This is a genomic window from Paenibacillus sp. J5C2022, assembly GCF_025567625.1.
Taxonomy (GTDB): Bacteria; Bacillota; Bacilli; order Paenibacillales; family Paenibacillaceae; genus Pristimantibacillus.
Genome location: NZ_JAOQJC010000006.1, coordinates 147,384 through 161,560, shown reverse-complemented (window position 1 = coordinate 161,560; position 14,177 = coordinate 147,384). Strand labels below are relative to the sequence as shown.

At 54.9% G+C, this 14,177-nt stretch carries 9 protein-coding genes; 7 read left to right on the top strand and 2 right to left on the bottom strand.

Annotated elements, in window-relative coordinates; translation table 11 throughout:
• Positions 1 to 19 precede the first annotated feature (19 nt).
• From M6D81_RS07070 to murA, 4 genes are all read left to right on the top strand, one after another.
• Positions 20 to 1,561 carry an NADH-quinone oxidoreductase subunit N gene (locus M6D81_RS07070; protein WP_262676137.1) on the top strand — a complete coding sequence of 514 codons (1,542 nt, stop codon included), beginning with the start codon at positions 20 to 22 and terminating at the stop codon, positions 1,559 to 1,561.
• 1,670 nt (positions 1,562 to 3,231) lie between these two features.
• Positions 3,232 to 6,675, top strand: coding sequence for a S8 family serine peptidase (locus M6D81_RS07065; protein WP_262676136.1), 3,444 nt, complete (start codon positions 3,232 to 3,234; stop codon positions 6,673 to 6,675).
• Between the two features lie 33 nt (positions 6,676 to 6,708).
• Complete coding sequence (locus tag M6D81_RS07060) at positions 6,709 to 6,975, top strand: DUF1146 domain-containing protein (protein WP_262676135.1); 267 nt, start codon at positions 6,709 to 6,711, stop codon at positions 6,973 to 6,975.
• 235 nt (positions 6,976 to 7,210) lie between these two features.
• Positions 7,211 to 8,590 (top strand): UDP-N-acetylglucosamine 1-carboxyvinyltransferase, encoded by a 1,380-nt coding sequence (gene murA, locus M6D81_RS07055; RefSeq protein ID WP_262676134.1) that lies wholly within the window; start codon positions 7,211 to 7,213, stop codon positions 8,588 to 8,590.
• A 19-nt stretch (positions 8,591 to 8,609) separates the two neighbouring features.
• Here the strand turns inward: murA and M6D81_RS07050 are convergent, their stop codons facing one another.
• Complete coding sequence (locus tag M6D81_RS07050) at positions 8,610 to 10,058, bottom strand: sensor histidine kinase (protein WP_262676133.1); 1,449 nt, start codon at positions 10,056 to 10,058, stop codon at positions 8,610 to 8,612.
• Positions 10,055 to 10,729, bottom strand: coding sequence for a response regulator transcription factor (locus tag M6D81_RS07045; RefSeq protein WP_262676132.1), 675 nt, complete (start codon positions 10,727 to 10,729; stop codon positions 10,055 to 10,057). Before M6D81_RS07045 ends, M6D81_RS07050 begins: the two co-directional genes overlap by 4 nt.
• 166 nt (positions 10,730 to 10,895) lie before the next feature.
• On the opposite strand from M6D81_RS07045, the gene M6D81_RS07040 reads away from it, so the two are divergent.
• From M6D81_RS07040 to M6D81_RS07030, 3 genes are read left to right on the top strand one after another with little or no spacing between them, the layout of a single operon-like run.
• Positions 10,896 to 12,233, top strand: coding sequence for an efflux RND transporter periplasmic adaptor subunit (locus M6D81_RS07040; protein ID WP_262676131.1), 1,338 nt, complete (start codon positions 10,896 to 10,898; stop codon positions 12,231 to 12,233).
• The gene (locus M6D81_RS07035; protein ID WP_317259098.1) at positions 12,230 to 12,982 is read left to right on the top strand and encodes an ABC transporter ATP-binding protein; all 753 of its coding nucleotides are present in this window, start codon (positions 12,230 to 12,232) and stop codon (positions 12,980 to 12,982) included. Before M6D81_RS07040 ends, M6D81_RS07035 begins: the two co-directional genes overlap by 4 nt.
• Complete coding sequence (locus tag M6D81_RS07030) at positions 12,924 to 14,096, top strand: ABC transporter permease (RefSeq protein ID WP_262676130.1); 1,173 nt, start codon at positions 12,924 to 12,926, stop codon at positions 14,094 to 14,096. Before M6D81_RS07035 ends, M6D81_RS07030 begins: the two co-directional genes overlap by 59 nt.
• Positions 14,097 to 14,177: the final 81 nt, after the last annotated feature.

The window sequence follows — 14,177 nt, the reverse complement described above, 5'->3', positions numbered from 1 at the left end:
GATGGCAGGAGATTCCGGAATGACGTCTGTGAATTGGAGCGACTTCGGCCATATGGCTCCCGAGCTGCTGCTTGGGGCAGCCTTCATCGTGCTTGTCGTAGTGGACTTGCTGCTGCCGAAAAGATCAAACCGACAGTTGACAGTCGGCTTAATAGGAGGCTTGACGCTTGCCAGTCTGTTAGGAGCACTGGCGCTTGTAGGCATAGGAATGGCCGGACTCGAGGAGGAAGGTGTCGTGTCGCTATTCGGCGACAGCTATCGGATTGACGGCTTCAGCAGTGCGGTGAAGCTGCTGCTGCTGTCGGGGACCGCGATCGTCGCTCTGCTCGGCCTCGGGGAAGCGGGGAGAGACGAGGCCATCCAGGAGAAGGGAGAATACTTCTATCTCCTGCTGCCTGCTGCAATCGGAGCGATGATGATGGCTTCATCAGGAAGTCTGGTGACCTTGTACGTGGGGATAGAATTGCTGAGCATAACAAGCTACGTGCTGGTCGGATTGCGAAGGAGGTCTTATGCTTCGGCGGAAGCCGCATTCAAGTATGTGGTGACCGGCGGCATCTCCTCGGCTTTCATTCTGTTCGGCATGTCGTATCTGTACGGAGTGACGGGCTCCATCCAATTGGCTGAGATCGGAGCGGCGTTGCCGGAGGCGGTAGCCGACTTCGAAGCGCTGGTCTATGTCGGCTTCGGCTGCCTGCTTGCGGGACTGGCGGTGAAGATCGCAGCGGCCCCTTTCCATGCATGGGCGCCCGATGTGTACCAAGGCGCTCCCGGCGCGATCGCATCCTTCCTTGCTGTCGTATCGAAAGGGGCAGCGCTGGCGCTCACCTTCCGCCTGATGTATACAACGACTTTATTCGGCGGCTCATGGATGGCGCCTGAGGTGCGCGATGATCTGTTCTTCGCCTTGCTGCTGCTCGCCGCAGTATCTATGCTGGCCGGTTCTCTGGCGGCACTGCGGCAGCTGAACGCGAGACGGCTGCTAGCCTTGTCGGGTGTGGCCAACGCGGGTTATTTGCTGGTACCGATCGGCTTGTACATTACTTCGACACATAGCAATAATGCTGCGGAGCTCTTGTTCTATCTGACAGCTTATATGATGATGACGTTGGGAGCTTTTGCAGTATTGAGCGCCGTCAGCCGCTCTAGCGGTCATGAAGAGCTGAAGGCGTTCAGCGGTATGTATTACCGGTCTCCCTGGCTTGCGGTTGCCATGCTCGTATTTATCGTTTCGCTGGCTGGCCTGCCCATCTCTGCCGGTTTTTTCGGCAAGCTGTTCATTCTGCTGGGCGCCGCGGGAGCGAAGAGCTATTGGATCGTTGCGGTCATGGTACTGAGCAGCGTCATCTCCTATTATTTCTACTTCGGCATCGCAAGGCAGATGTTCATGCGCAGCGGCGGTTCGCTTGCAGCGGGCAGAGAGAGAATTCCGACGGGTGTTCCAATTGCCGTTGTCATATGGCTGTGCGCGGCAGGCACGATTGTGCTGGGCTTGTTCCCGGGACTGCTAATGGACGGGGTAGACGCGGTCTTCTCCTTCAGCAGGGATTTCCGACCATAGTCTTCATGGCCGCCAGCGATGAGGGGAGTGGGAGTGATGCCCGATGCCCGTCGGACAGCCCGAATTTGTACCCGTAACATAGGAGTAAGCTTGCCTTGAGCGCCGGCCGCGGATTTTGTGCGTGGCCGGCGTTTTTTTCGAACCGCGAAGCCTGTCACCCGTTAGGGCGGTTTGATCACATTATAGTTACTGTCGCCGCGGTTGGAGATGGGGGAGTGTGTGAATAGAGTACTGCATGCGATGTCGCCAGATGATGTCTCTGCGCGGTTGCAATTCGGATTAGGTGTGAAGGACGCTGTGGGACGTTTATTTGCGATATATAGAAATTATAAGTTCCGGGGGTCCCCTGCAAAGTAACTCAGTAAGCTTCGAATCGGAGCCCCACTTTGTGGGGGTTATGCCGATAAGGAGCGTACGGGCCATATGAGTGTATGAATCCTACACTAGAGTGCCGAAAAAGGTCGTTCGAGCCGAAATAGTGTATGAATCCTACACTGGAGCGCCGAAAAGGGTCGTTCGAGCCGAAATAGTGTATGAATCCTACACTAGAGCGCCGAAAAGGGTCGTTCGAGCCGAGATAGTGTATGAATCCTACACTAGAGTGCTGAAAAGGGTCGTTCGAGCCGAAATAGTGTATGAATCCTACACTGGAGCGCCGAAAAGGGGGCATGCGTAGCAAGAGGGGAGGACGCTGTGGGGCGTTTATTTGCTCAATCCTCTGCCGCCACCGTAACGTGCAGGATAAGCGCATCGTAATGTGGGAATAGGCTGTTGGGGCTGGTTTTCCGGCTTAGCGCGATCCCAATCGAGTATATCTATCAATATTCCTAGTGTTAAGGGGGGTAGTTCAAGAGAACTAGATTAGGCCATTCGGATTGAATTGAAAGGAAAGTGTTGGTTTGCATAGCTAAGCCATAGGTTAAGTGATATGATTAGAACGGTTTGAGAATATAAGGAATACACCGACAGAAACAAACTGCTACTTGCGAAGTATATATAGTATACAGATTCGCTGAAATGAACTTTCAGAGCATCGTTGCACTCAATAAGCAAGTTTGTGCATCTATCGTACTGGTGACGTACCGGAATGGATCGATTAGGTGCAAAGGTGCGCGGCTTCTGTCCTACTAAACTAAGTTAGCGATTGAACAGTCAATGAGGTTGAAATGGCAAAGCGGGTCACTTGTTTTCACTGGGCGTAACTTAACTACTATTTAACTGCATTTATTGCTATTATTTTTCGGAATGCATCTACGTATTACCAATGAACTGGATTTCATGCTATTAATTCGGGCGAGAGACGAGATATTGTGCTATATGACCTGATTCAACTGTATCTTTTCCATTTATAGATTTAAATGTGGCGATTTTTATTAGAATAACTACACAAAATCCAGTTAGCAGTCTCCATGCTACAGCATGCATTAACATCCTTTGAAGCTTTATTTTATCAGGAAACCATCCGGGCATGTCGTTCCCAATATGTGAGGTTTTATCTGGCAGACGGTAGAGTGCAGTGTCTATTACTTACTTTTCTATTACTTTCATTCCGCTGATGAACAGGAGTTAAGAAGGCTGCTGTTTCAATAATCACTGAACGGTGTACATCAATAAATAGATTATTCTCAGCTCAATTCATTTCAAAGATTAAAAAAGGTAGAACACATACTATGGCGAAACTAGCATTTCTCAGCTTTGGCAAAGGGCGAAATGAGACGCCCACGGATAGAACGGGGGAGAGCCGTCGCGCGAACAAGCCGCGACGGACGTACCGTCATGCGCTGCTGTGCCTGCTCGCCAGCAGCGTCATTCTCGGGAGCGTCGCCCCTGCCGGGCTCGCTCCCGCCAGCGCGGCTCCGCCAGCTGCCGCCGTGCCTCCGGCGGCGGCCGGAGCCGCAGATGAGCAGCCGCAGAGCTGGCTGCTCAAGTGGACCGACCCCGCGCTCGCGCACGAGCTGCGCGGGGTCGAGGTGCTCCACCGCCAGCCGGAGACGGCGGTGGAGGTCGTTCGTCCTGCGCCGGATTCCGGCGAGGACGTGGAGAGCTGGCTCGGCCGTCTGCGCGGCGAGCCGGGTGTGCAATATGTGCACCCGAACAATCGGGTTAGCATTCTGGATGCATCCGCATCGGGGCAAGGAGAGACGGGGGAACTTAGCGATGAGGCTGGAACAGCGGCATCTCAACTGCAATCGGAGAAGCCTGAAGCTGCAGCGTCTCAGTGGCAATCGGAGAAGCCTGAAGCTGTAGCGTCTCAGTGGCAATCGGAGAAGCCTGAAGCTGCAGCGTCTCAGTGGCAATCGGAGAAGCCTGAAGCTGGAATGTCTCAGCATCAATCAGAGAAGTCTGAAGCTGCAGTGTCTCAGCAGCGATCGGGCAAGTATGAAGCTGCAGTGTCCCAGTATCAATCATCAGAGGAGTCTGAAGCGGCGACATTTCAGCAGGAAGAACAGCCGCAGACTGAAGAGCAGCCTTATGAGGGCGCCGCGCAGGAGCCGGTCATGCAGGAGCCTGTCACGCAAGAACCTGCCGCGCAAGAGCCTGCCGCGCAAGAGCCTCCTGCAGCGTTGACACCGGATCAGCAGGCTGCGAAGGATGCGGTGGGCGAAGCTGCGGAGAAAGCCGCCGCTTCGCCGACGAAGGCCAATGATCCGCAGCTGGACAAGCAGACGCATCTGTCCCGCATTGGCGCTCAAAAAGCTTGGCAGACCGTGCGCGAGCAGAAGGATGTCATCATCGGATTAGTGGATACGGGCGTCGATCTGGATCATCCCGATCTGAAGGACAATCTTGTCGCAGGCACTAATCTGATCTATCCTGAGCTGCCCCCGGACGATGACAACGGCCACGGGACGGGCGTAGCGGGCGTCATCGGAGCTGTAGGCAATAACGGCATCGGTGTAGCGGGCGTCGTATGGCATGCGAAGATTATGCCGATCAAGGCGCTGGATCAGTGGGGCGACGGAACGGAGAAGGATCTCGGGGAAGGCATTCTGTATGCGGTGCGCAACGGCGCAGGCATTGTTGTAATGTCCGTCGGCTTGCATCGCTACTCGCCGTATATGGAAGATATCGTGCGTTATGCTGAGAGCCAAGGCGTGCTGCTGGTCGCCGCGGCGGGCAATGACGGCACCACGCTCGGCTCCAAGGCCGCAGTGAAGTACCCTGCGGCGTATCCTACCGTACTGGCGGTAGGGGGATCGAATTCTAACGGCGCTCCCGATCCGCGTTCCAATCCCGGATCGGAGCTGGATCTGCTGGCGCCTTGGAATGTGTATACGACAGCGTTGGATGGCGAGTACAAGTGGGATGAAGGCACATCGCTTGCGGCTCCGCAAGTGGCGGGAGCGGCGGCGTTGCTGCTTGCCATGCATCCGGAGTACGAGCCTTACCAGGTGCGCGCCATGCTGCGGCAATCCGCGAAGGATATCGGAGCGGCAGGCGTTGACAGCACTTCGGGTTACGGCTTGCTGCGAGTCGATCAGGTCGTGGCCGGGGAGCTTGTGCCGGATGCGAACGAGCCGAACAACAAGCAGTCGGCCGCCGCCAAGCTGCCCCTGTTCTCGCAAGTAACGGCGGAGCTGCCTCCGAAGCAAGACGTTGACTGGTATGTGGTGGATACGCCGACGGAAGGAACGCTGAAGCTGGATTTTCAAGCATTGGATACGGAGCAAGCCGTCTCTGCCGTAAGAATTAGCCATTATACGCCCGGCGGAAGGCTGCTGCGCAGCGAGGATACGAAGCTGTCCAGTAAGTCGATCTCGTTCACGGCCGGCAAGGGAAAGCAATACGTGGAAGTGAAGTTCAGCAATCCCGCCAACGACAAGCCGATGGCTTACGCATTGACGACGTCATTCACGATGAAGGAAGATCCTTACGAGCCGAACGACCGTCATGATATCGCATTCCAGCTGCAGCCCAAGTCCCAGACCATAACCGCTTCCTTCCATCAGAAGGCGGACAGGGACTGGTACAAGGTGTCGTTCGAGCAGGAGGGCAAGCTGCAGCTGTCACTGAGCACAGATACGGTGCGCATTGATCCCGGCTTGGCGGTCATGCGGGAAGGGCAAGCGCTCACGCTGTTCGATGAGAATGGCGAAGGAGAAGCGGAGCATTCTTCTGTCATATCTGTCACGCCGGGCCAATATTATATTCGTGTTCATAATGCGATAGCGGTGGAGGCTAATGCAACGGTGGGGACATATCGTCTCCAGGTACAGTTCGAACCGCAGCTGATGGACCCCAATGAGCCCAATGACATATCGTACGAAGGCTTAATGATGAAGCCGGGCACAGACTATATCGGCCTCATCCACGAGCGGTCGGATACAGACTGGTTCCAGTTCCGGCTGAGCAGCAAGAGCATTATCAGCCTGGGTGTGACCGGCGTGCCGAACGATACAAGCTTGAAGCTGCTGCTCTATGACAAGAAGATGCAGCAATTGCGCGTCTCGCATACCGGCTCCGACGGACAGCTGGCGACAGGCGATGTCGTGCTGCAGCCCGGCGTCTATTACGTTCGGCTGACGGCCGACCGTGCATTCGCTCATCAATATTACCGGATGAAGCTGACGGAGGAAGAGCTGGTCGCCGGATTCCGGGACATTGGCGGCCATTGGGCGCAAGAGGAGATTGCCGCATTGACGCAGGAAGGCATCATCAATGGCGTTGGCAATTACAGCTTCAAGCCTGACCGGAATATTACGCGCGCGGAGGCTGTCGCACTTATTGTGAAGGCCTACAAGCCAAATGCTGCGAAGCCGCCCGGCGCTTACTTCTCCGACCTGGCTTCTACCCATTGGTCGTATCCCTATATTATGACCGCCGTGCAGGAAGGCTGGGTGAAGGGGTTCCCGGATGGCAGTTTCAAGCCTGACCAGCCCGTTACAAGAGCGGAGATGGCGATCATGATCGGCAATGCGGAGAACATTCGGCCGCGCGCTCCGCTATCGCCTCCGTTCGCTGACGTGCCCATGAAGGAATGGTATGCCCCCATGTTGTACAGTATGAAGCTGGAGGGCAAGCTGAAGGGAATGGAGGACAACAGCTACAAGCCCGACGATCGAGCGAGCAGAGCGCAATTCACGACGCTGATTTACCGTTATTTGACGGGATAGCGGCTACATGACTCGTATGTTTAGGAGGATAACATGGGCGGTATCGATGCAATTTCCATGAGCGGATTTATGAACACTGGCGTGACGGGGCTGTTTTTTATCGTAGTCGAAGTGCTCAGCATTGTATTTGTCTGGTCGCTGCTGCAGGAGGTGAAGTGGGATAAACTGTTCCGCTTCCCCCGCAATGCCAAGGCAAGAATGTTCCAGGTCATATTGGCTATTGTGATCGGCCATTCCTTCGCGCAATTTATTCTCCAGTATTGGGGATATACGGTTCTGCTTCGCGGTTTTGCCGAATAACATCGGCGAATTTTGCAAACAATGGATGATAACTTGCAATAACTAGATGACGAATGCGGTCGATATTAGAAGGCAGGACCAGAAATAAGTGGAAAATAATTTGTTCTTGTCGACCAGTAGCAATGGATGTTAAGATGAAGTTTAGTATTGTGAGCGCAGTATGCCTTGCAGTAACTTACTAACCAATTCAAATGGAATATGCAATAAATATGCTATTCGCGGAGGGAACACGAAGATGACAAAAATTATCGTCCGCGGAGGCCAGCGTTTATCGGGAACGGTCCGCGTCAGCGGGGCCAAAAATGCAGTGCTCCCCATTCTTGCTGCCTCATTATTAGCGACGGAAGGAGACAGCGTCATCTGTGACGTGCCCCTCCTCGACGACGTTATGACGATCCAGCAAGTGCTTGCCTCATTAGGCGCAGGGATAACTTATAACAATGAGACGATGCGCATATCCGCACCAATCATTACTTCACATGACGCGCCTTATGAGTTGATCCGCAAGATGAGAGCTTCTTTCCTGGTGATGGGGCCGCTGCTTGCCCGCATCGGCAAAGTTCGAATTTCATTGCCGGGCGGCTGCGCAATCGGAACGCGTCCCATCGATCAGCACTTGAAGGGCTTCGAAGCGATGGGCGCCCAGATTCATCTGGGGCATGGCTTCATAGAAGCAACTACAGCTGAACGCCTTAAGGGAGCGAAGATATATCTCGACGTTGCGAGCGTAGGCGCCACGGAGAATATTATGATGGCCGCCGCACTTGCAAGCGGCACGACGACGATTGAGAATGCGGCGAAGGAGCCGGAAATCGTCGATCTGGCCAACTATATTAATGCAATGGGCGGCAAGGTGCGCGGAGCCGGAACGGGCATTATCCGCATTGAAGGCGTAGAGCGGCTTAGCGGCGCCCGTCATAATATTATTCCGGACCGTGTGGAAGCCGGTACGTATATGATCGCAGCGGCAATTACAGGCGGCGATGTGTTCATCGAGGGGGCGATTGCCGACCATCTGACTCCGGTGATCTCGAAGCTTCAGGAGATGGGGGTCGATGTGATCGACAACGATAATGGCATTCACGTTCGCGCCGGCAAGCAATTGAAGGCGGTAGATGTGAAGACGTTGCCGCATCCCGGCTTTCCCACCGATATGCAGTCGCAGATGATGGCATTGCTGCTTACGACGGAGGGCACTAGCGTCGTTACCGAGACGGTATTCGAGAATCGCTTCATGCATGTAGAGGAATTCCAGAAGATGAACGCTCATATTACGGTAGATGGCCGATCGGCCATCGTAACGGGCGGAGTGCCTCTCACCGGCGCCAAGGTATGCGCATCGGACTTGAGGGCCGGCGCGGCGCTTATCTGTGCCGGGCTTCGTGCAGACGGCGAGACGGAAGTGACGGGACTGCACCATATTGACCGGGGATATGTCGATATTACCGGCAAGCTGGCTTCGCTGGGAGCGGACATCGTCCGCGTAGAATCCGCCCAAGCCGAGCAGGCGGCGGAGGCAGTCGTCGCCAAGCCGAGCAAGGCGGAGAAAGAAACGGCGGCATACGATCGCGAGAAGGACGTCGCCGTATTGAAGGTCCAGCCTACCTGGGCGTAGCCTACATAACGAGAGAAGCTTATGTTGTTCCTTGTTCACCAAGGGGATGGCATGCGGCTTCTCTCGTTTTTGGTTCATGAAGGGGGCAATTCGGCAATGTGACGATGAAGTGGGCCCCTCTCCCGTCTGCAGAGGAAGAAGCAAGCTCGATCGTGCCTCCGTGCAGCTTGACGATTTTACTGGAGATGGACAATCCCAATCCGCTTCCCCCTGTATGACGATTGTGGGAACGGTCCGTCTTGTAGAAGCGCTCGAATATGCGCTCCCGTTCCTCCTCTGCAATGCCGACTCCCGTATCCGTAACGTGCACCTCAGCAGTATTCTCCAGCCGTATAAGCCGGAACACGATTGTTCCCCCATCCGGCGTGAATTTTATGCTATTCACAAGAAGATTGGTCCATACCGCGTTCAGGCAATCTTCATCCGCTGTAATGAACGTTTCTTCGGCATACAGCTCTACTTGAAGCCGCTTCGCAAGCCAGGCAGGCTCATTGGCGAGAATAACGTCGCGCAACTGCCTGTCAAGCCGATAAGGCTTCGGATGGAAGGGATGATGCTGAGAGTCCAGTGAAGACAGCTTCAGCAGATTTTCGCTAAGTTTGGATAATCGGGAGCTTTCGAATCGGATAATGCCGATATACCGCTGTCTTTCCTCGGCTGACAATGTCTCGCTGCTTAGTGCTGCGGCGAAGCCGTTAATTGAAGTAAGCGGCGATTGTATTTCATGTGATACATTGGCGACGAATTCCTGCCTCATCATCTCAATACGGGAGAGGCTCTCGGCCATCGTATTCATGCTTCCCGCGAGCTGTCCCAGCTCATCCTTGCCATGTGCGGGCAGGTGAACGGAGAAGTTCCCGGCGGCTATTCCAAGAGCCGCCTCATGCAACTGCTTGATCGGCTTGACCAGGTACTTCGCCGCGATGGCGATCAGGGTGCTGCCGATGACGAGCAGAGAGCCGATCAGCGTAAGTACAGTAAGCAGGAAATTGCTGTTCTTCGGGAATTGGTTCGGCTGCACGAAGAGGGCCCAATCCTGTCCGTTCAGCCGGATCGTCTTGCCGATTGCGGGAGGGCGGCGACGCTCTCCGGATTCCTCGTCGCCGCTCCAGGCATAGGGGAAGACGGAAGCGCCTCTCAGCGCCATTCGTATATGACGATTCGTCACTTGTTCCAGCATGGCGTTCCCATAAGGCCCCGCTGCCAAGCGCGTGCCGTTGCCATCTGCCGCAACGATAGAGAAGTGATGCATATTCGCCACTTCCTCCAGGAACGGCTGAAGAGAGGCAGGCCTGGACACTTGGTAGAGTTGTTCAATCTGCTCGATCGCGCGATGAATATCGCTCTGCAGACTGCCTCTGACATGCTGCTTGAACAGCTGATTGGTCAGGAGGAAGGAGAGGGCAATGCTGATAAGCACGATGACAAGAAAGGTTAACGTAATGCGGAAGTAAAGGCTTCGTATCATAGACAAGGCTCCAGACGGTAGCCAAGACCGCGTACTGTCGCAATGCGGAATCCGTATTGCTGCTCCGGGAAGCGGTCTCTCAATCTTTTAATATGTACATCGACGGTCCGTTCATCTCCGTTGAAATCCACTCCCCATAGCTGGGTGATAAGATCATCGCGGGCATAGGTTTTGCCAGGATAGCTGCCCAGCTTGAACAGCAGCTGAAATTCCTTCGGAGGCAACGTCATGCTCTCTCCATTCGCCGTCATGGCGAAGTCGGCCTCATTCATCGTCACATGACCGAATGCGACCTGATGGGATGCCGATATCCGGTACCGCCTTAAGAGAGCCTTCACTCGGGCAAGAAGCTCGGGAGGATCGAAAGGTTTTACCATGTAGTCGTCCGCGCCCAGTTCCAGCCCCAGCACCTTATGCGTCGTCTCCCCTTTCGCCGTCAGTATGAGCATGGGGATATCGAGACAGTGCTTCATACTTTCGCACAGCGACCAGCCATCCATTCGGGGCATCATGATATCGATAATAGCGAGATCGGGATGATGTCTTTCCAGCTTGCCCAATGCATCCAAGCCGTCTTCCGCTTCTATGACGCAGTGCCCGTCTCTTTCCAGGAAGAGTCTGATCAGCTCTCGTATATTGGCATCGTCATCGACGACAACTATTTTGGACATGACGTTCCTCTCCTCGTACAGGATGCTTTCTATTATAAAGCGCGAACATGAAATGAAGCTGAAATCCGTTCACATAGCGTTCATTTTTTCGTGCTACATTGGCGCTGGACGAAGCTGCCGGTAGCAATTGAAGCAGTAATGACGAGCTTGATGGAGGGTGTGTGTAGTGAGAAAAGGATGGAAAATAGCTTTATCCGTCATCTTGATCGCGGGATCTGCGACAGCGGGCGGCTATTACTATTGGTCGAAAGGGTCATCGGTAGAGAGCGAAGCTGCTGCCTCCTTCCGCACGGCGCTTGCCGCTCGTGGAAATATTAAAACGGTTGTGAGCGGCACAGGCACAGTAGTGGCGGAGGAGCGAGCAGTAGTCAAGGCGGGTGTCGGGGGCGAGATTGCCGAGTTGAACGTGAAGGAGGGAGAGCGTGTGGACCAAGGTCAAGTGCTGCTCTCCTTCCAGAAGGAGGATACAAGCAGAGCGGTTCGTCAGTTGGAGCTGGATATAGAGAAGCTGCGGTTGCAACTGCGGCAATACGAGACACAATATAAGGAGGAAGCGGCTAAAGATCAGGAGGATTCCGCGCTTGCTTCGCTCGACATTCAGATGAAAGGCATTAAGCTGGATATCGAAGGCAAGCAAGCCGAATTGGCAGAGAAACGGGATGAAGGACAGGTGACGGAAGCGGTGATGGCTCCGCTGTCGGGCACAGTGATCACTGTTGATGCGGCGGCGGGAGATACCGTTCAGGGCAGCACGGTTGTTGCCGAGATTGTGAATTACGAAGAGCTGGTATTCATAGCCGAAGTGGATGAGCTGGATATCCCTCTTGTGAAGGAAGGGATGCCGGTCGGGATCTATCTCAATGCGCTTCCGGAGGAAGAGGTGGCGGGAACCATTATTGGTCTGGCCAAGGAAGGTACGGTATCGGGAGGCGTCGCCTCCTATGAGATTACAATCGGCTTGCGGCAGCATCAGGATATGCTGGCAGGCATGTCCGGCCAGGCGGAAATCACGATTGAATCGAGGGAGAATATCATCACTGTACCGGTAGAAGCGGTGATTGAGCTGCAAGGCAAGTCCTTCGTACGCATTCCTGCGGAGGCTTCCGGAGAAGCCGAAGGAGACGGGGAGATTCCGCAGAGAACCGCATCGCAGCAGCAGAGGCCGAACCGGGCGGATGGCCAGACGGGAATGACGGGATTCGGTCGAATGTCTGCTCTTGCCGGCTCGGAAGCAGAGCTTCGAGAGGTGAAGGTGGGCATAAGCGATGAGAATAATGTGGAGATTATTTCGGGATTGCAGGAAGGCGAGGCGATATTGCTTCCTCTTCCGCAAGGCGAAGTGGGAACGAGCGCGCAGCAGGAGCAGATGATGAGAGCATTTGGTGAGATGCGCAGAGGGAATGGCGGGACCGGCCAGGGCGGCGGCTTCGGCGGTATGACCCGTGGAAGCGGCGGCTTCAGTCCGGGCAGCTTCGGCGGCGCCGGGGGAGGCGGCGGCAGATGACGAACGGAGGCCGATTGATCGATATCCGCGACCTGACCAAGCGGCACAAGATGGGCGGTGCGAGCGTGAACACATTGGATGGCATCAGCCTGCAGGTAGAGAGAGGCGAATTTGTTGCTATTGTAGGACCTTCCGGCTCGGGGAAGACGACCTTAATGAATATGATAGGTTGTCTTGACTTGCCCGATTCCGGCAGCTACATGCTGGATGATGTGCGCATTACGGAATTAACCGATAATAAGCTGGCGGGAATTCGCAACCGCAAGATCGGATTTATTTTTCAATCGTTCCATCTGCTGCCGAAGCTGACGGCGCTCGATAATGTGGAGTTGCCCCTTATCTATGGCGGCGTTCCTGCCAAAGCGCGTAAAGAAAGGGCGCTGAGAGCGCTGGAACAGGTCGGGCTGAAGGAGAGAGTCCATCATCGCCCCAGCCAATTGTCGGGGGGACAGCAGCAGCGCGTAGCCATTGCCCGGGCGCTTGTGACAGAACCTCCTCTTCTGCTGGCGGATGAACCGACAGGTGCGCTGGATATACGCACCGGACAAGAAGTACTGGCATTAATCGAGCGACTGCATGCCAACGGGCACACGATTGTACTCATTACACACGACAAAGAAGTGGCGATGAGAGCTTCCCGTGTACTGGTCATGAGAGACGGCCGGTTAAGCGAGGGAGGGGGGGACGGGCATGAAGCTGGTTCAGGCATTCCGCATGGCTCTTCACAGCATTTGGTCGAACAAGCTTAGAACCTCCTTGTCGATGATGGGCATACTGATCGGTGTCTCCACAGTTATCCTGCTGGTTGCGATGAGCGAGGGCTCCTCGCAGGAGGTGGAAGAGCGGGTATCAGCTCTGGGCACCAACATGCTGTCGGTTACGATTACCGGACGGGGCGGGGATACCTCCTTGTCGAAGGAAGAAGCGCTTCAGCTCGCGGATATTCCCGATGTGACGGCCGTGTCTCCGGTAGTCAGCTCCAATGCCTCTATTAAATACCGGCGGACTTCGGTCAATGCAACCGTAGACGGCATTACGCCGGAGTACGAGACCGTTCAGGACTTCAGCGTCCAGCGGGGGAGGTACATTACGGCAGTCGATGAGCGCAATATGACGAAGGTAGCGCTCATCGGAGTGTCTACAGCTACGGAATTGTTCGGTCAGAGCGACCCCGTAGGCGAGATAGTCCTGCTGAATGGACAGCGATTCACGATTGTCGGCTTGCTGGAGCCGAAGGGGAGTACGCTGGCAGGGTCCAATGACGAGAAGCTTCTTATTCCGCTTTCCGTCGCCCAGAGGCTGTTCGACAGTGAAGGCGTCCGCTCTGTTTATGTGAAGGTGAATAGCGTAGAGGCTATGGACGCTGCGACAGCGGCGATGGAGAGTCGGCTTACGGACAAGTTCAGGGGCGACACCGACAGCTATCGCATCTTCAATCAACAGGATGCGATGGATACCTTGCAGGAGGTGAATGCGAGCATGAATCGCATGCTGGTAGGCGTTGCTGCGATTTCTCTCGTTGTAGGAGGAATCGGGATTATGAATATTATGCTGGTATCCGTAACGGAGCGTACAAGGGAGATTGGCATTCGCAAGTCGCTGGGAGCCAGACGCCGTGACGTTCTGGCGCAATTTCTCGTCGAATCGGCAGTCATTAGTGCGCTTGGCGGCCTGCTAGGCATACTGCTCGGTTATGGCGCTTCGATTGCGGTAGAGGAACTGACGGGAACGGCCATGTCCTTGTCCGCCGATGTTTCCTTAACCGCCTTTCTGTTCTCGGCAGCGGTAGGTGTCTTGTTCGGGCTGTTCCCTGCCTATAAAGCATCATTGCTCAGGCCGGTGGATGCGCTGCGATACGATTAGCAAGCGGACAGCCCATTCATTAAGAAAGTTTAACTTTGTCAAATCGTCGTGGGAGATTCTATCCTAGCATTCGGGCTCATA

What these genes read in the sequence shown, in the direction of transcription:
- M6D81_RS07070 (WP_262676137.1), top strand. Translation starts at nt 20, where the DNA reads ATGACGTCTGTGAATTGGAGCGACTTCGGCCATATGGCTCCCGAGCTG.
- M6D81_RS07065 (WP_262676136.1), top strand. Translation starts at nt 3,232, where the DNA reads ATGGCGAAACTAGCATTTCTCAGCTTTGGCAAAGGGCGAAATGAGACG.
- M6D81_RS07060 (WP_262676135.1), top strand. Translation starts at nt 6,709, where the DNA reads ATGGGCGGTATCGATGCAATTTCCATGAGCGGATTTATGAACACTGGC.
- murA (WP_262676134.1), top strand. Translation starts at nt 7,211, where the DNA reads ATGACAAAAATTATCGTCCGCGGAGGCCAGCGTTTATCGGGAACGGTC.
- M6D81_RS07050 (WP_262676133.1), bottom strand. Translation starts at nt 10,058, where the DNA reads ATGATACGAAGCCTTTACTTCCGCATTACGTTAACCTTTCTTGTCATC.
- M6D81_RS07045 (WP_262676132.1), bottom strand. Translation starts at nt 10,729, where the DNA reads ATGTCCAAAATAGTTGTCGTCGATGACGATGCCAATATACGAGAGCTG.
- M6D81_RS07035 (WP_317259098.1), top strand. Translation starts at nt 12,230, where the DNA reads ATGACGAACGGAGGCCGATTGATCGATATCCGCGACCTGACCAAGCGG.
- M6D81_RS07030 (WP_262676130.1), top strand. Translation starts at nt 12,924, where the DNA reads ATGAAGCTGGTTCAGGCATTCCGCATGGCTCTTCACAGCATTTGGTCG.